The sequence below is a fragment of the Aurantimonas endophytica genome, assembly GCF_014196845.1.
Taxonomy (GTDB): Bacteria; Pseudomonadota; Alphaproteobacteria; order Rhizobiales; family Rhizobiaceae; genus Aurantimonas; species Aurantimonas endophytica.
Window position 1 is genome coordinate 1 of the sequence record NZ_JACIEM010000006.1, and the last position, 17,471, is coordinate 17,471.

General features: G+C 67.3%; 15 protein-coding genes. 4 read left to right on the plus strand and 11 right to left on the minus strand.

Annotation, left to right across the window (positions count from 1 at the left end; genetic code table 11):
* Positions 1–801 precede the first annotated feature (801 nt).
* The gene (locus GGR03_RS20400) at positions 802–1,236 is read left to right on the plus strand and encodes a Fur family transcriptional regulator (RefSeq protein WP_183210645.1); all 435 of its coding nucleotides are present in this window, start codon (positions 802–804) and stop codon (positions 1,234–1,236) included.
* A 34-nt stretch (positions 1,237–1,270) separates the two neighbouring features.
* Here the strand turns inward: GGR03_RS20400 and GGR03_RS20405 are convergent, their stop codons facing one another.
* Positions 1,271–1,705 carry an OsmC family protein gene (locus GGR03_RS20405; protein WP_183210646.1) on the minus strand — a complete coding sequence of 145 codons (435 nt, stop codon included), beginning with the start codon at positions 1,703–1,705 and terminating at the stop codon, positions 1,271–1,273.
* A 188-nt stretch (positions 1,706–1,893) separates the two neighbouring features.
* Here GGR03_RS20405 and GGR03_RS20410 point away from each other — a divergent pair, with 188 nt between their 5' ends.
* The 3 genes from GGR03_RS20410 (at position 1,894) to GGR03_RS20420 (ending at position 4,226) form a co-directional block, all read left to right on the plus strand.
* A complete protein-coding gene (locus GGR03_RS20410; protein ID WP_183210647.1) occupies positions 1,894–2,874 on the plus strand; it encodes a tyrosine recombinase XerC in 981 nt (326 codons plus the stop codon).
* Positions 2,874–3,920, plus strand: a complete 1,047-nt coding sequence (locus GGR03_RS20415; RefSeq protein WP_183210648.1) for a TraB/GumN family protein — start codon at positions 2,874–2,876, stop codon at positions 3,918–3,920. The genes GGR03_RS20410 and GGR03_RS20415 overlap by 1 nt, the downstream gene beginning before the upstream one ends.
* Positions 3,921–4,043: 123 nt before the next feature.
* Complete coding sequence (locus GGR03_RS20420) at positions 4,044–4,226, plus strand: hypothetical protein (protein WP_183210649.1); 183 nt, start codon at positions 4,044–4,046, stop codon at positions 4,224–4,226.
* A gap of 103 nt (positions 4,227–4,329) precedes the next feature.
* Here the strand turns inward: GGR03_RS20420 and lpdA are convergent, their stop codons facing one another.
* The 10 genes from lpdA to GGR03_RS20470 form a co-directional block, all read right to left on the minus strand.
* The gene (gene lpdA, locus GGR03_RS20425) at positions 4,330–5,742 is read right to left on the minus strand and encodes a dihydrolipoyl dehydrogenase (protein ID WP_183210650.1); all 1,413 of its coding nucleotides are present in this window, start codon (positions 5,740–5,742) and stop codon (positions 4,330–4,332) included.
* A 62-nt stretch (positions 5,743–5,804) separates the two neighbouring features.
* The gene (locus tag GGR03_RS20430) at positions 5,805–6,563 is read right to left on the minus strand and encodes an SDR family oxidoreductase (protein ID WP_183210651.1); all 759 of its coding nucleotides are present in this window, start codon (positions 6,561–6,563) and stop codon (positions 5,805–5,807) included.
* Between the two features lie 51 nt (positions 6,564–6,614).
* Entirely contained in the window at positions 6,615–7,886 is a 1,272-nt protein-coding gene (odhB, locus tag GGR03_RS20435) for a 2-oxoglutarate dehydrogenase complex dihydrolipoyllysine-residue succinyltransferase (RefSeq protein ID WP_183210652.1), read from the minus strand.
* 49 nt (positions 7,887–7,935) lie between these two features.
* Positions 7,936–10,923, minus strand: coding sequence for a 2-oxoglutarate dehydrogenase E1 component (locus GGR03_RS20440; protein ID WP_183210653.1), 2,988 nt, complete (start codon positions 10,921–10,923; stop codon positions 7,936–7,938).
* 160 nt (positions 10,924–11,083) lie between these two features.
* Complete coding sequence (sucD, locus tag GGR03_RS20445) at positions 11,084–11,989, minus strand: succinate--CoA ligase subunit alpha (protein WP_183210654.1); 906 nt, start codon at positions 11,987–11,989, stop codon at positions 11,084–11,086.
* 195 nt (positions 11,990–12,184) lie between these two features.
* Complete coding sequence (gene sucC, locus GGR03_RS20450; protein WP_183210655.1) at positions 12,185–13,375, minus strand: ADP-forming succinate--CoA ligase subunit beta; 1,191 nt, start codon at positions 13,373–13,375, stop codon at positions 12,185–12,187.
* A gap of 66 nt (positions 13,376–13,441) precedes the next feature.
* The gene (gene mdh / locus GGR03_RS20455; RefSeq protein WP_183210656.1) at positions 13,442–14,404 is read right to left on the minus strand and encodes a malate dehydrogenase; all 963 of its coding nucleotides are present in this window, start codon (positions 14,402–14,404) and stop codon (positions 13,442–13,444) included.
* A 279-nt stretch (positions 14,405–14,683) separates the two neighbouring features.
* Entirely contained in the window at positions 14,684–15,910 is a 1,227-nt protein-coding gene (zapE, locus tag GGR03_RS20460) for a cell division protein ZapE (RefSeq protein WP_183210657.1), read from the minus strand.
* Between the two features lie 129 nt (positions 15,911–16,039).
* Entirely contained in the window at positions 16,040–16,594 is a 555-nt protein-coding gene (locus GGR03_RS20465) for a protease inhibitor Inh/omp19 family protein (protein ID WP_183210658.1), read from the minus strand.
* 225 nt (positions 16,595–16,819) lie between these two features.
* Entirely contained in the window at positions 16,820–17,464 is a 645-nt protein-coding gene (locus GGR03_RS20470) for a carbonic anhydrase (RefSeq protein WP_183210659.1), read from the minus strand.
* Positions 17,465–17,471 lie beyond the last annotated feature (7 nt).

The following is a 17,471-nucleotide window of genomic DNA, read 5'->3' on the forward strand; positions in this document are numbered from 1 at the left end:
CCCATCCACCCAGACCCGAAGGACCAGGCGAACACGCCAAGGCCGGCCCCGCATCCCTGCGAAACCAGCAACCTGAATGCCGCCGCCCTCGCCCGGCCCTCCAGCCTCGCAGTCACCCGCAAAACCCAAAGCACCAGAACAAGAGCCGTACACTCTCATACCGAAACGTAGAACGATCAGGTCGTTTCTCTCATGGATACTCTCAACCGGAAAGGATACCGGCCAAAGAGCTCCAGACAGACAACCGCCGTCCACATTTCTCTTTCTTCTCAATCTTCAATTGTCAAAGAACACGCCAACAAAACGATGGCGTCAGGTCCGTCTGGACATTCCGTCCGGAGAGACCCTGGAGCAAGCCCGTTCGGGCCGAACTCGTGATATAGTGACGAAACCAGGCAGCACAAGAGCGAAGCAAAGGGCTCGCCGGCGGCGCCTGCGCCGTCGATGAGTGGCTTATAGGACCTGTCCGGAACCCAAGTCAACAGCCCTTTTCAGAAAACATGCGACGGGGCGGAAATTTCCTCTGCCGGCGCAAACCCCTGCGCTGCAGGCTTCCCCGACGTCACCGGCATGTCATGAAGCGCATCCGCCCCGGGGCGGCGGGCCTTCCGGGCCCTCCCGTCCTCCCGCAGCATCCGGCCAGTCCTGATCCCACGGGGCCACTGTCGCAGCCCGGGTCGATCCCCCAGGGTTGCGCCTAGGTGGCGCCCCCGGCTGATCTTCACATTGCGCCGCCGGCCCTCACGGCGTATCCGGCAAAAAAGGGTGCACCGGTGCCCGCCTTTCGGCAGGATAGCGGCCATGGACGACAGACACGGACAAGCAGCCGGCAACTACGAAGCGATCCTGCGCGAGGCCGGGGTGCGGATCACGCGGCCGCGTCGAACCATCCTCGCGATTCTCGCCGACGGCGAGGATCACCCGGGGGCATTGGAGATCTTCCGGCGCGCGGCGGAGATCGACCCGGCCATCTCCCTCTCCACCGTCTACCGGACCATGAAGCTGCTCGAGGAGAAGGGCGCCATCCAGCGCCACGTCTTCGAGGGGGGGCCGTCGCGATTCGAGCAGGCCGCCGGCCGCCACCACGATCATCTGATCGACGTTGAGACCGGCGACGTCGTCGAGTTCCGCTCCGACCGGATCGAGCGGCTGCAGGAGGAGATCGCCCGCGAGCTCGGCTACGAGCTGGTCTCGCACCGCCTGGAACTCTACGCCCGCCGCCGCAAGCCCGACTGATTCGGCGCCCGCGGCAACGGCCGGAGGATCTTCCTCAGGCGAGCTTTGCCTCGAGGCTCACCTTGATCGCCCCGAGCGCCTTGGAGACGGGGCAGCCCTCCTTCGCCTTCTGCGCGAGGCCGTCGAAGGTCGCCGAATCGATCCCGGGGACCTTCGCCTGAAGGCTGAGGGCGCTTTCGGTGATGTCGAACCCGGCCGCTCCCTGCTCGACCGACACGACGGCCTGCACCTTCAGCTCGTCCGCCGGCGTGCCGTTCTCGGCGAGGAAATGCGACAGCTGCATCGCAAAGCACCCGGCATGGGCGGCCGCGAGCAGCTCCTCGGGGTTGGTCCCGGAGCGGCCGCTTTCATCCTCGAATCGCGCCTTGAACGAATAGCCATGGTCCTGGAGCGCGCCGGACTGGGTTGTGAGCGCCCCGGTCCCGTCCTTGAGGGCACCCTTCCAGATTGCTGTCGCGTGGCGTTTCATGGGATCTGTCCTTTCGAGAGACGGCGCTTCCGCGCCTTTCGTCGGGCCGGCGCCTGTGGCGGCCGGGCAGTCGTCGGGCAACCGTTTAGAAGCGCCCCGGTTCCGCCGATACGCCGAGTTTACCGGGATGTCGTAGACTAGGCCCTGACGCCACCGGGACGATGGCGATTCCTGAGGAGGAGCAAGCGATGGCAGAAGCGCTGCTGGTGCACGCGACCGCTGAGGTGCTCGGCGAAAAGGCTGCGTGGCTGGCCTCCTTGGCGCATGAGCGCCACGCAAGCGATCATACTCTCGATGCCTATGAGCGGGACCTGCGGCAGTTCCTGGTGTTTCTGACCGGCTACCACGCCCGACCGGCCGGCATGGCCGACCTCGCCGATCTCGGCACGACGGAGCTGCGCGCCTTCCTCGCCGCGCGGCGCCGCGACGGTGCCGGCGCCAAGACGCTGGGGCGCGGCCTTGCAGGTGTTCGCTCCTTCGTTCGCCATCTGGAACGCAAGGGCCTCGCCTCCGCCGCCGGCGCCAAGGCGATGCGTGCGCCGAAGCAGCCGAAGTCGCTGCCCCGCCCCCTGAGCGTCGCCGATGCGATGTCGGTAACCGAGGAGGCCGGCGCCTATGCCGCCGAGCCGTGGATCGCCGCGCGCGACACCGCCGTCGTGACGCTGCTCTATGGCTGCGGCCTGCGCATCTCGGAAGCCCTGTCGCTGCCGGGCGATGCGCTGGCCGACCCGGCCGCCCGGTCGATGCCGGTCGCCGGCAAAGGCGGCAAGACCCGTATCGTGCCGCTGCTGCCGGCGGTGCTGGCGGCGGCAGCCGAGTATCGCCGGCTCTGCCCATATCCGCTCCCCGCCGACGGTCCGCTGTTCCGCGGCGCCCGGGGCGGCCCGTTGAGGCCGCAGATCGTGCAGCGGGCGATGGCGCTCTTGCGCGGCGCGCTGGGCCTGCCCGATTCGGCGACGCCGCATGCGCTGCGCCACTCCTTCGCGACGCATCTTCTCTCGGCGGGCGGCGACCTGCGCACCATCCAGGACCTGCTCGGCCACGCCAGCCTGTCGACCACGCAGAACTATACCGCCGTCGATGCCGCCCGACTGCTGTCGGTCTACGACGACACACACCCCCGCGCCCGCCGCCGACGCCCGGAAGCGAGCCTAGCGAGGATCGCCTGATGACCCTGCCCCGCCGTCCCCCCGTCGCATTGCGCCGGCTTTATCCGCTGCTCATGGCGCTTGCCTCGGGTCTCCTCCTCGTCGGCCCGGCCCCTGCGGCGACGGCGGATGCGGCCTGTCACGGCAGCAATCTCGTCGACACGTTGCGCGCCGACGGCAAGCTGGCGGCGGTCGAGGCGGCAGCGGCGGCGATTCCCGATGGCGCCGGCAAGCTCTTCCGGATCGAACGGGACGGCGTGGCACCATCATTCCTGTTCGGCACGATGCATCTCAGCGACCCGCGCGTGATGATTCTGCCGCCGCCCGCGGAAGCCGCCTTCGCGGCGGCGGACCGGCTGGTGATCGAGACCACCGACATTGCCGACCCGGCCAAGGCCGCGGCGGCGTTCTTCGCGCATCCGGAGTTCGTCAATCTGCCGCGCGGCGAAACTCTGGCGACGCTGCTCGATCCTATGGATCTGGCGACGGTGGAGGCGGGGCTTGCGGAACGCGGCATCCCGCTGCAGTCGGTGCAGACCCTGCAGCCCTGGTTCACCGCAGTCAGCCTGATGCTGCCGGCCTGCGAGACGGCGCGCAAGGAGGAGGGCGAGGCGGTGCTCGACACCTCGCTCGCAGAGCGGGCGACGGCGGCCGGCAAGCCGGTCGAGGGGCTGGAGACCGCCGCCGAGCAGTTGGAGGCGCTAGCCTCGCTCTCGCTCGACCTGCAGCTCGAAAGCCTCGTCGCCACCGTCGCGCTGGCGGATCGCATGCCGGACATCATGGAGACGATGCTGGCGCTCTATGTCGAGGGGAAGATCGCGATGATCATGCCGGCCATCGAGGCGGCGGTGCCGAACGGCGGCCTGCTGGTCGGCGCCGGCGAAGGCTATGCGGAATTCGAGCGTCGCGTCGTCACCGAACGCAACCAGCGAATGGTCGAACGCATGCAGGCCATGCTGGGCGACGGCGGTTCCTTCGTCGCGGTCGGGGCGCTTCATCTGCCGGGCGAATCAGGGCTGGTCGCGTTGTTGCGCCAAGAAGGCTGGGACGTCACCCGCGCCGACTGATTCGCTTTGGGGGCGGCGTTGCGACGCACCATAAAGTGAACGGCCGCACCGCGACCGGCCTGTTCGGCTGCGACGATCGACACTACGCTGCCTGGATCGCAACAGCCCAAGGAGACATGCCGCATGAAATCCTTTCTCGCTGTCACGCTGAGTGCAGGCCTTCTCGCTGCCGCATCCGGCGGCGCCATGGCCGCCTGCGCCTCCCATGACACCACCGCCGAAGCCCCGGCACCGGTGGTGACGGCCGACGCCGGCACCTCAGGCCCCGCCGCCCCCGTCACGACGGACGCCGACAAGAAGAGCTGACGCCACGCCTCCCGAATCAAAAGGCCCGGTCGCGCCAGCGACCGGGCCTTTTTCATGGGAGCTGATTCACGTGGAACGGCTGCGTTGCCGCCCCGTCCGCCACTCAGATGTGGATCGGCTTGGCGAAGGCCGCGAAGGCCGCCTCGCGCATCACTTCCGACAGGGTCGGATGGGCATGCGAGGTGCGGGCCAGATCCTCCGCCGAGCCGCCGAACTCGATCAGCAGCGCGGCTTCCGCGATCAGGTCGCCGGCGCCGGCCCCGAGAATGTGGCAGCCGAGCACCTTGTCGGTGCGCGGATCGACCAGGAACTTCACGAAACCGTCGGTCTTCAGCATCGCCCGGGCCCGGCCGTTCGCCATGAAGGGGAACTTGCCGACCTTGTACTCGACGCCTGCCTGCTTCAGCTCCTCCTCGGTGCGGCCGACGGAAGCCACTTCCGGCGAGGTGTAGACCACCGACGGAATCGCGTCGTAGTTCACGTGCCCGGCCTGGCCCGCGAGGATCTCGGCCAGCGCCACGCCCTCGTCCTCGGCCTTGTGGGCGAGCATCGCACCCTTCACCACGTCGCCGATCGCATAGATCCCGTCGACATTGGTCTTGTAGTGCGCGTCGATCTCGATACGGCCGCGATCGTCGAGCGCGACACCGACCGCCTCCAGCCCGAGCCCTTCGGTGTACGGCTTGCGGCCGGTGGCGACCAGCACGACGTCGGCGGTGAGCGTCTCGGCCTCGCCGCCCTTGGCCGGCTCGAACGTCACCGAGGCGCCGCCGCCGTCCTTGCGGGCGACATCGGTGACCTTGGCGCCGAGCTTGAAGGTCAGTCCCTGCTTGACCAAGAGCTTCTGGAACGCCGCGGCGACCTCGCCGTCCATCCCGCCGAGGATCTTGTCGAGATATTCGACCACGGTGACCTTTGCCCCGAGCCGGGCCCAGACCGATCCGAGCTCGAGCCCGATGACGCCGCCGCCGACGACCACCATCGTCTCCGGCACCTTCTGCAGCGCGATCGCGTCGTCGGAGGAGACGATCGTGTCGTGGTCGAACGCGACCTCGACGCCGGGGATTCCGGCGACCGAGGAGCCGGTGGCGATGCAGATCGCCCTGGCCGACAGCGTTTCGGTCGAGCCGTCTTCCTTTGTCACCTCGACCTCGGTCGCGGAGACGAGCTTGCCGGTGCCGATCACGCCGGTGATCTTGTTCTTCTTGAACAGGAAGGCGATGCCGTCGACATTCGACTTCACCGTCTTGTCCTTGTGCTCCAGCATCTTCGGCAGGTTCAGCCGCGGCTCGGCCTCAATGCCCAGCTCTGCGAAAGCGTGGCCGGCCTCGGAGAACATCTCGGAGGCGTGCAGCAGCGCCTTGGAGGGGATGCAGCCGACATTCAGGCAGGTGCCGCCATAGGTCTTGCGCTTCTCGACGACGGCGACGCGAAGGCCGAGCTGCGCTGCCTTGATGGCGCAGACATAGCCGCCGGGTCCCGATCCGATGACGACGAGGTCGAAGGGTTCAGCCATTTCCAGTCCAGTTCGAACGATGCGGGCGCTGGGCCCGGGTCACATGTTGGGGTTCAGGGCACCTAGGGCCAGATCGACCGTGCGCCCGACACGTCGAGAATGGCGCCGGTCGAGTAGCTTGCCTCGTCGGAGGCGAGCCACAGGATCGCCTTGGCCACTTCCTCGGCCGTACCGGCCCGCTTCATCGGCAGGCCGGGGCCAAGCTGGGCGACGCGGTCGGGCTGGCCGCCGGAGGCATGGATGTCGGTGTCGATGATGCCGGGCCGCACCGCAAAGACGCGGATGCCGTCGTCGATCACCTCCTTGGCAAGCCCGACGGTCAGCGTGTCGATGGCGCCCTTGGAGGCGGCGTAGTCGAGATACTGGCCGGGACCGCCGAGCTTGGCGGCGACCGAGGAGACATTGACGATCGCGCCGCCTCTGCCGCCGCGTCCCGTCGCCATGCGGTGGACCGCCTCGCGGGCGCAGAGGAAGCTGCCGGCGATGTTGACGCGGAACATCCGCTCCAGCCGCTCCCCGCTCATTTCGGCGAGCGTCGCCGTCTCATCGACGATGCCGGCATTGTTGATCAAGGCGCCGAGCGGGCCGAAGCGGTCGGCAGCCCGGAACAGGTCGATGATGTCGGCCTCGCTGCCGACATCCGCCCGCACCGCCATCGCCTTGCCGCCGCCGGCCTCGATGGCGGCGACCACTGCGCCGGCCGCCGCCTCGTTGGTGGCGTAGTTGACGACGACAGCATAGCCAGCCTTGGCGGCAAGGCGGGCCGTCGCCGCCCCGATGCCGCGCGAGCCGCCGGTCACGATCATCACCCGGTCAGTCATCGACGGTCTCCCGCGCTCGCTTCCGTGCCGGCCGCCGGCCTGCCTCGACCCTTAAAGGTCGAGGACCAGCCGCTCGGGATCCTCGAGACTGTCCTTGACGCGGACGAGGAACGTCACCGCTTCCTTGCCATCGACGATCCGGTGGTCGTAGGAGAGCGCCAGATACATCATCGGGCGGATCACCACCTGCCCGCCGATCGCCACCGGCCGCTCCTGGATCTTGTGCATGCCGAGAATGCCGGACTGCGGCGCGTTGAGGATCGGGGTCGACATCAGCGAGCCGTAGACGCCGCCATTCGAGATGGTGAAGGTCCCGCCCTGCATGTCGGCCATGGCGAGCTTGCCGTCGCGCGCGGCGAGACCCAGGCGGCCGATTTCCTTCTCGATCTCGGCGATGGTCATCTGGTCGGCATCGCGTACCACCGGCACGACGAGACCCTTCGGCGTACCGACGGCGACGCCGATATGGGCATAGTTCTTGTAGACGAGGTCCGTGCCGTCGATCTCGGCATTGACCGCCGGAATCTCCTTCAGCGCGTGGCAGACCGCCTTGGTGAAGAAGCCCATGAAGCCGAGCTTCACGCCGTGCTTGTTCTCGAACAGATCCTTGTACTTCTTGCGCAGCTCCATGACCGCCGTCATGTCCACCTCGTTGAAGGTGGTCAGCATGGCGGCAGTGTCCTGCGCCTCCTTCAGACGCCGGGCGATGGTCTGGCGAAGCCGGGTCATCTTCACCCGCTCCTCGCGCGACTCCTCGGCCGGGCTGGAAGGCGCTCGCGCCGCCTTCGGCGTCTCCTGCGGCGAGGAAGGGGCGCCGCGGCCGATGGCGTCGAGCACGTCACCCTTCAGCACCTGGCCGCGCCGGCCGGAGCCTTCGACGTCGCCGTCGGAAAGACCCTTCTCGTCCATGATCTTTTTGGCCGAAGGCGCCGGGCTCATGCCGCCGCTCGTCCCGTCGCCGGAATTGCCGGCCGGTGCAACGGCGTGACCGGCGGCCCCGCCGCCGTAGTCGGCCTTGGTTTCCGGCGCCGTCTCGGCTTTTGCCTCGGCCGCCTTCGGCTTCTCCGGCGCCGGGCTCGAGCCATCGCCCTCGCCGATCGAGCCGAGCACGGCGCCAACGCCCACCGTCTCGCCCGCCTGCACCGCCACGTCCTCGAGGACGCCGGCCGCCGGAGCCGGCACCTCGACCGTCACCTTGTCGGTCTCGAGCTCGGCGATCGTCTCGTCGAGTTCGACGCGGTCGCCGGGCTTCTTGAACCACTGGCCGATCGTGGCCTCGGTGACGGACTCGCCCAGGGTGGGGACTTTGATCTCGGTGCTCATGGGTGGGTCAGGTCTCTTCGATCGGGTTTCGGTCGGACGCTCGGCGGGCTCAGCCGAGGGCGTCTTCGAGGAAGGTTTCGAGCTGCTTCAGATGGGTGGACATGGTGCCTGCGGCCGGCGAGGCCGCGGCGAGGCGCCCGGTGTAGCGCACGCGCCGCTTCTCGGCGCCGATATGATCCAGCACCCACTCCAGATACGGGTCGATGAACGCCCAGGCGCCCATGTTCTTGGGCTCCTCCTGGCACCAGACCATCTCCGCGCCCTTGAACCGCGACAGCTCGTTGATGAGCGCCTTGGCCGGGAACGGGTAGAGCTGCTCGAGCCGCAAGAGGTAGACGTCGTCGGTGCCGCGCTTCTCGCGCTCCTCCAGGAGGTCGTAATAGACCTTGCCGGTGCACATCACGACGCGCCGGATCTTGTCGTCCCTGACGAGCTTGATCGGCGAATCCTTCTGCATCTCCGCATCGTCCCACAGGAGACGGTGGAAGCTCGTGTCGCCCGACATCTCGGCGAGGGTCGAGGTCGCGCGCTTGTGGCGCAGCAGCGATTTCGGCGTCATCAGGATCAGCGGCTTGCGGAAGTCGCGCTTCATCTGCCGGCGCAGGATGTGGAAATAGTTCGCCGGCGTCGTGACGTTGGCGACCTGCATGTTGTCCTCGGCGCACATCTGCAGGAAGCGCTCGAGCCGGGCCGAAGAATGCTCCGGCCCCTGACCCTCGTAGCCGTGCGGCAGGAGGCAGACGAGGCCGCTCATGCGCAGCCACTTGCGCTCTCCCGACGAGATGAACTGATCGAACACCACCTGCGCGCCATTGGCGAAGTCGCCGAACTGCGCCTCCCAGAGCGTCAGTGCGTTCGGCTCCGACAGCGAGTAGCCGTATTCGAAGCCGAGCACCGCCTCTTCCGAGAGCATCGAGTTGATGACCTCGTAGATCGCCTGGCCCTTGGCGACATTCGACAGCGGGATGAAGCGGTTCTCGTTCTCCTGATCGTAGAGCACGGAATGGCGCTGGCTGAAGGTGCCGCGCTCGGAATCCTGGCCGGACAGCCGCACCGGATGGCCTTCCGAAACCAGCGTGCCGAAGGCGAGCGCCTCGCCGGTCGCCCAGTCGAGACCTTCGCCGGTCTCGATCATCTTGGCGCGGTTGTCGAGGAAGCGCTGGATCGTCTTGTGGACGGTAAAGCCCTCCGGCACCTTGGTCAGCCGGTTGCCGATATCCTTCAGCGTCTTCAGGGGCACGCCGGTAACGCCGCGGCGTGGCTCGTCGGCCTGCTCGGCCTTGCGCAGGCCTGCCCAGGCGCCGTCCAGCCAGTCGGCCTTGTTCGGCAGATAGGAGTGGCCCGCCTCGAACTCTTCTTCGAGCGTCTTGCGCCATTCGGCCTTGCGGCTGTCGACCTCTTCGCTGCTGACGACGCCGGAATCGATCAGGCGCTTGGCGTAGAGTTCGAGCGTCGTCGGGTGGCCGCGGATCGTCCGGTACATGATCGGCTGGGTGAACGCCGGCTCGTCGCCCTCATTGTGGCCGAACCGCCGGTAGCAGAACATGTCGATGACCACCGGCTTGTGGAACTTCATCCGGAATTCGGTCGCCACCTTGGCGGCGTAGACAACCGCTTCCGGATCGTCGCCGTTGACGTGGAAGATCGGCGCCTCGACCATCTTCGCGACGTCGGAGGGATAGGGCGAGGAGCGCGAGAAGCGCGGATTGGTGGTGAAGCCGATCTGGTTGTTGATGATGAAGTGGATCGATCCCGCGACCCGGTGCCCGCGCAGGCTCGACAGGCCGAAGCATTCGGCGACGACGCCCTGGCCGGCAAAGGCCGCGTCGCCGTGGATCAGCAGCGGCAGGATCTTGGAGCGGGTCTCCAGCGGCACGATCTCGTTGCGGTTGCGCCCGGCCAGCGCGTCCTGCTTGGCGCGCGCCTTGCCCAGCACCACCGGGTCGACGATCTCCAGATGCGACGGGTTCGCCGTCAGCGACAGATGCACCTTGTTCTGGTCGAACTCGCGATCCGACGAGGCGCCGAGATGGTACTTCACGTCGCCCGAGCCCTCGACGTCCTCCGGCTTGAACGAGCCGCCCTTGAACTCGTGGAAGATCGCCCGGTGCAGCTTGCCCATCACCTGGCTCAGCACGTTGAGCCGGCCGCGATGGGCCATGCCGAAGACGATTTCCTGCAGGCCCAGCTGGCCGCCGCGCTTGATGATCTGCTCCAGCGCCGGGATCAGCGCCTCGGCGCCGTCAAGCCCGAAGCGCTTGGTGCCCTTGTACTTGACGTCGATGAACTTCTCGAAGCCCTCGGCCTCGATCAGCTTGTTGAGGATCGCCTTCTTGCCCTGGTCGGTGAAGGCGATGCCCTTGTCGGGGCCCTCGATCCGCTCCTGCAGCCAGGCCTTTTCCTGCGGATTGGAGATATGCGTGAACTCGACGCCGATGGTCGAGCAATAGGTCCGCTCCAGGACGTCGACGATCTGCCGGATCGTCGCGGTCTCGAGTCCCAGCACGTTGTAGATCAGGATCGGGCGGTCATAGTCGGCTTCGGTGAAGCCGTAGGCCTCCGGCGACAGCTCGTTGTAGTCGTCGTCGGCCGCCTTGACGATGCCGAGCGGATCGAGCTTGGCGTGGAGGTGGCCGCGCACCCGGTAGGCGCGGATCAGCATCAGCGCCCGCACCGAATCCTGGGTCGCCTGGCGGACCGCCGGACTGTCGAGATCGACGGGGCCGTTCTCCTGGGTCTTCGCCTTGACCTTGGTCTCGATCTTTTTCTCGACCGTCGCCCAGTCGCCGTCCAGCGCCGAGATCAGGTCGCCATTGGCCGTGATCGGCCAGTTCGAACGCTCCCAGGATGGACCGCTGGCGCTCTTCAGCACCGCCGCCTTGTCGTCCTTCAATTCCCTGAAGAAGTCGCTCCACTCGGCGGAAACCGAACTCGGATCCTGCTCGTAGCTGGCGTAAAGCTCCTCGATATAGCCGGCATTGCCGCCATAGAGAAAAGACGTGAGTGCGAGGGTTTCGTTCGCCTGATTGCGTGCCATCGGTGCCGTCGCGGCGTCCGTTCGGAACGCCGTCTCCTTGTTTGCCTCTGCGACGGTCGCAGCCCGTTCGGCAGCGACCGTCCTTCACCTCTAGTCCCTATTCCGGCAAAGCCATGGCGCCAGGGAGCAATTGCGCGTGTGATCCGCCCGCGGAGGCGGATTAGCCTTTCAGCACCTCGACGAGGGTCTTGCCGAGCTGAGCCGGCGACGGCGAGACCCGGATGCCTGCGGCTTCCATCGCCGCGATCTTGTCCTCGGCGCCGCCCTTGCCGCCCGACACCACGGCACCGGCATGGCCCATGGTCCGTCCGGCCGGCGCGGTGCGGCCGGCGATGAAGCCGACCATCGGCTTCTTGCGGCCCTTCTTCGCCTCGTCGGCGAGGAACTGCGCTGCCTCTTCCTCTGCCGAGCCGCCGATCTCGCCGATCATGATGATCGACTGCGTCGCGTCGTCGGCGAGGAACATCTCGAGGATGTCGATGAACTCCGTCCCCTTTACCGGGTCGCCGCCAATGCCGACGGCCGTCGTCTGGCCGAGGCCCTCGTTGCTGGTCTGGAAGACCGCCTCGTATGTAAGCGTTCCCGAGCGCGATACGATCCCGACATTGCCCTTCTTGAAGATGTTACCGGGCATGATGCCGATCTTGCACTCTTCCGGGGTCAGAACGCCGGGGCAGTTCGGTCCGAGCAGGCGCGAGTTGGAGCGGTCGAGCCGCGCCTTGACCTTGACCATGTCCATCACCGGGATGCCCTCGGTGATGCAGACGATCAGCGGGATTTCCGCTTCGATCGCCTCGAGGATCGCCGCTGCCGCGCCGGCGGGCGGCACGTAGATCACCGAAGCGTCGGCACCGGTGCTGTCGCGCGCCTCGGCAACGGTGGCGAAGATCGGCAGCGACGTCTGGTCGAGCCCCGATGTCCAGGTCTCGCCGCCCTTCTTGGGATGGACGCCGCCGACCATCTGCGTGCCGTAATAGGCCAGCGCCTGCTCGGTGTGGAACGTGCCGGTCTTGCCGGTCAGGCCCTGGACGATGACCTTGGTGTTCTTGTCGACGAGAATGGACATGGGTTTCCCTGATCAAAATCTTGCGGAAGGCGAATGGTCACTCGCCGAATTGCGGTCTGGGCCGCTGGCAAAACCCGGCCCCTTCGGTCGTCATCCTCGGGCCGGTGCCCGAGGGTGACGGTGGCGCGTGGCAAGCGCGGCGCTCAAGGTCAATTCGATCTCGTGCTCACTCGCCATCGCCTTTTGCCCTTCGCTTCAGCCGACCGCCGCGACGATCTTCTTGGCCGCGTCGTCGAGGTCGTCCGCTGCCGTGATGGCGAGGCCGCTCTCGTTGAGGATGGCCTTGCCCTTCTCCACGTTGGTGCCCTCGAGGCGCACCACCAGCGGTACCTTGAGGCCGACTTCCTTCACCGCGGCGACTACGCCCTCGGCGATGATGTCGCATTTCATGATGCCGCCGAAGATGTTGACCAGGATGCCCTTCACCGCCGGATCGGCGGTGATGATCTTGAAGGCAGCCGTCACCTTCTCCTTGTTGGCGCCGCCGCCGACATCGAGGAAGTTCGCCGGCTCCTTGCCGTAGAGCTTGATGATGTCCATCGTCGCCATGGCAAGGCCCGCGCCGTTGACCATGCAGCCGATGTCGCCGTCGAGCGCCACGTAGGCGAGGTCGTATTTCGACGCCTCGATCTCCTTGGCGTCCTCCTCGCTCTCGTCGCGCAGCGCCTTGACGTCGTCGTGGCGGAACAACGCGTTGCCGTCGAACGACACCTTGGCGTCGAGCACGCGCAGGCGCCCGTCGGTCATGACGATCAGCGGGTTGATCTCGAGGAGGCTCATGTCCTTCTCGGTGAAGGCCTTGTAGAGGATCGGGAACAGCGTCTCGCCGTCCTTCGCCGCCTGGCCGGTCAGCTGCAGTGATTCGTTGAGCTTGGCGACATCGGCCGAGGTGACGCCGGCCTCGGGATCGATGGCGACGTTGATGATCTTCTCCGGCGTCGCCTCGGCGACCGCCTCGATGTCCATGCCGCCCTCGGTGGAGACCACGAAGGCGACCCGCCCGACCGCGCGGTCGACGAGCAGCGACAGGTACAGTTCGCGGTCGATGTCGGCGCCGTCCTCGATATAGAGGCGGTTGACCTGCTTGCCCGCGTCGCCGGTCTGCTTGGTCACCAGCGTGTTGCCCAGCATCTCGCGGACATTGGCGACGACCTCGTCGATCGACTTGGCCAGCCGCACGCCGCCCTTGGCGTCCGGCCCGAGCTCGGTGAACTTGCCCTTGCCGCGGCCGCCGGCATGGATCTGGCTCTTGACCACGTAGAGCGGGCCGGGCAGCTGGCGCGCCGCGGCCTCGGCCTCTGACACCGCGGTGATCGCAACGCCTTCGGCGACCGGGGCGCCAAAGCCCTTGAGCAGTTCCTTGGCCTGATATTCGTGGATGTTCATGTGGGTCTCCCGGCCTCTGGGCGGAGCATAAGGAAAAGGGGCCGGGATCAGCCGGCCCCTCGGGGATTACTTCAGGTTCGGCGCGATCGCCTGGCAGGCTTCCATCAGGCCGCGCACGGAGCCGACCGATTTCTCGAACTGCGCCTTCTCGTCGCCCTCGAGATCGATCTCGATGATCCGCTCGACGCCGTCGGCGCCGATGACGCAGGGCACGCCGACATACATGTCGCGCTGGCCGTACTGGCCGGAGAGGTTCGCCGCGCAGGGCAGGACGCGCTTCTTGTCCTTCAGGTAGCTTTCGGCCATCTCGATGGCGGAGGAAGCCGGGGCGTAATAGGCCGAGCCGGTCTTCAGGAGGCCGACGATCTCGGCGCCGCCGTCGCGGGTGCGCTGGACGATCTCCTCGAGCCGCTCCTTCGAGCACCAGCCCATCTTGACGAGATCGGTGAGCGGGATGCCGGCGACCGTCGAATAGCGGGTCAGCGGCACCATCGTGTCGCCGTGGCCGCCGAGCACGAAGGCGGTGACGTCCTCGACCGAGACCTTGAACTCGTCGGCGAGGAAGGTGCGGAACCGGCCGGAGTCGAGCACGCCGGCCATGCCGACGACCTTCGCCTTGGGCAGGCCGGAGAATTTCTGCAGCGCCCAGACCATCGCGTCGAGCGGGTTGGTGATGCAGATCACGAAGGCGTCGGGGGCGTATTTGGCGATGCCGGCGCCGACCTGTTCCATGACCTTGAGGTTGATGCCGAGCAGGTCGTCGCGGCTCATGCCGGGCTTGCGCGGCACGCCGGCGGTCACGATGCAGACATCCGCGCCCTCGATGCCGGCATAGTCGTTGACGCCCGACAGATGCGCGTCGAAGCCTTCGACCGGACCGGACTGGGCGATGTCGAGCGCCTTGCCCTGCGGCGTGCCTTCGGCGATGTCGAACAGGACGATGTCGCCGAGTTCCTTGAGGCTCGCCAGATGAGCGAGCGTGCCGCCGATCATGCCGGAACCGATGAGTGCGATCTTGTTACGTGCCAACGCCATTCCCTCCTGCTGCGCGCGATGGGTGGCCGGCGCGCCGATGACTCCCGACGACGTGCTCGATGCGTCGCCCCATGCGGCCGGCGCCGAAGGGGTCCGTCTCCCGCGCCTGGGCGCGGGATGAGGGAAGCCGCAACGGTGCCGCCGTTGGGGTCGAGCAAATAGCCCGGCTGGGGCTTTCGTGCAACTCCAGAAAGCAAGGCCAGCAATTTCAACCGGTTGTATTACTCGGGACTTACGTAAGAGTAAGTCGGAACTGACATTCGTTTCAATGCGTCAGCCCGTTCCCCGGTTTTCTGCCGGCGCCGGGGCCGACGCTGACGAAGCCGGCTCGCCGGCTGGCCCGGCGCTGGAACGCGCCAGATAATCGTCCGAGCGCATCTCGATCAGCCGCGACACCGTGCGGTCGAATTCGAAAGCCTCGGTACCGTTGGCGCCGCGATACAGCGCCTCGGCTGGCGCGTCGGCGGACATCACCAGCCGCCGCCCGGCGTCGTAGAGCGCGTCTACCAGCATGATGAAGCGCTTCGCCTCGTTGCGCTCGGCCTCGCCCATCACCGGCACATCGTCGATCATCACCGTGTGGAATCGCCGCGCAACGGCGAGGAAATCCTGCGCCCCGAGAGGGCGTCGGAGAAGGTTGTCGTAGGTGAAGCGCGCGGCGCCGCCGCCGGCCCGCGGCACCGCGACCGTCCGCCCCTTGACCGAGAGCGAGGCCGTGCCCTCGCGGGTGCCGGCGAGCAGCGCCGCCCATGCGGCGTCCATCCGCGCCGTCGCCGCCGGCCCGAGCGGCGTCACGTAGCAGTCGTCGCTGCCGATCGTCGCCAACCGGTAGTCTTCCGCGCCGGCAAGTTCGACGATGTCGGCGTTGGCTTTGAGCATGTCGACGAACGGCAGGAACAGCGGCCGGTTGAGCCCGTCGCGGTAGAGGTCGTCCGGCGCCACGTTGGAGGTCGCGACGAGGGTGACGCCCTGCTCGAACAGCGCCTTGAACAGCCGGGACAGGATCATCGCGTCGGCGATGTCGGTGACGGAGAACTCGTCGAAGCAGAGAAGCCGGGCCGCGCGGGCGATGTCGGCCGCCACTGGCGGGATCGGATCGTCGCCCTTGGCGGTCCCGGCCTTCACCGCCTCGCGATGCGCGCCGATACGGGCGTGAACGTCGCCCATGAAGTCGTGGAAATGCACCCGGCGCTTGGCCGCGACCGAGCTCTGACGGAAGAACATGTCCATCAGCATGGTCTTGCCGCGGCCGACGTCGCCGAAAATGTAGAGCCCCTTGATCGGCTCGCTCGGCCGGGACTTGCCGAACAGCCAGCCGAGCGCGCTCTGCTTGGAGGCGACCGTGGCCGATGAAAGGACGCGGTCCAGCCGATCCAGCCGGTCGGCCACCTGGCGCTGGGCCGGGTCGGCCTCGATCTCCTTCGCGGCGATCAGGCGGTCGAGTGCGGAGCGGACAGGCCCGCGGGCCTGGGCCGGCTCACGCGTGACGGGGCTCGCCATCGAAACTCCAACGGAAGAAGAGAGAGAAAGAAGCGTCGCCCGCCCGGCGGCCAGGCATAACGGATGTGAGACAGCCGCGGCGTGATCGCGGTGAGCCGGCCGCGTCCTGCGCGGCCGGCTTATGCCATCCTAGCGGTATAGGCTGATCTGCTGTCCGCCGGTGGTGGTGCCCTCGTAGCGGGCGCCGCCGGCCGAGTTCAGATTGGCGACGGTCGTGCCGCCGGAATCCTTCAGCACAACCTGGCTGCCCGACACGTCCCAGGCCGAGACGTCCGCGACCGCTCCCGGGCAACCGCGCGAGGCGGCCCGATAGCCGCCGGTCCACTGCGTCAGCGAAAGGATGATCTGGCAGTTGCCGCCGGTGGTGGTGACGCGGTAGGCGCCGAGCACCTCGCCGCGGGTCAGCGGCTGCCCGCTGCCCAGCGAGGCGACCTGCGAGCCGCCAGCCGCGCCATTCTGGGCGCCTGCGGCCGTATCCGTACCGGCGTTCATGTCGGTCATGCTGGGCGGCGGCGGAGGCGGCGGGGGCGGCAGCTGGTTGCTCGCCACCTGGCCGGTCGGCGCCGGCGTCAGCGAGCTCGGTCCGCTCGGCATGCTGGTATCCATCGTCGGCATCGAGCGCGAGCACCCTGCCGCCACGAGGAGCGCGGCCAGCGCCACTCCGGTCTTCATTGATCGCGTCATCGCACATTTCCCCCGTGACATGTTCTGTCAATTGCGGGCTCGGGCTGCGCGCCCTGAACCGTTCCCGGCCATAAAGCGGGCGCCGGCCCATCATCGCAAGGCTCAACTGTGCCAAAATGCGACGCAGGGTACCGATTGTGGCCCCCAATCCACGAAAAACCGGTGAGCCGGGCGGTAATGTGACCGTCGGCGCGCTTGACAGACCCGCCGAGCCGGCTCGCGCTGCTAATCGAGCGGCCGCATGAAATCGCCCGTCTCGGGATCCATCGCCCATAATTCGCCGCGGGCGATGTCGACCCAGGCGCCGTGCAGCGACAGCTTTCCCTCGCTCTCAAGCGCCACGATCGGCGGGAAGGTGCGCAGATTGGCGATCGAATAGCGGATGGCGATCCGCTCCAGCGCGGCATGGCGCTCGAGATCGGTCATGTGGTCGTTCGATCCGACGGCCCGCGCCACCGGATCGAGCAGGCTCATCCACTTGCCGATGAAGTCGCCGGGCGACAGCGGCTCGGCCGAAGGCGAGAGGGCGGCATGGATGCCGCCGCAGCCGCCATGGCCGAGCACGACGATATGCTCAACCTTCAGGGCATGGATAGCGAATTCCAGGGCCGCCGAGGTGGCGTGATACTCGCCGTCCGGCTCGTAGGGCGGCACCAGATTGGCGACGTTGCGCACGACGAAGATCTCGCCCGGCGCGGTGTCGAAGATGATCTCGGGGGCCGTGCGGGAGTCGCAGCAGGCGATGACCATCGTCTTTGGCTGCTGGCCGGATTCGGCGAGCTGCCGCAGGCGCTGCCGTTCCGACGGAAGGCGCTTGTCGAGGAAGCTCTGATAGCCGGTGAGAAGGTGCTCGGGAAGATACCGTGTCATGGCGAGA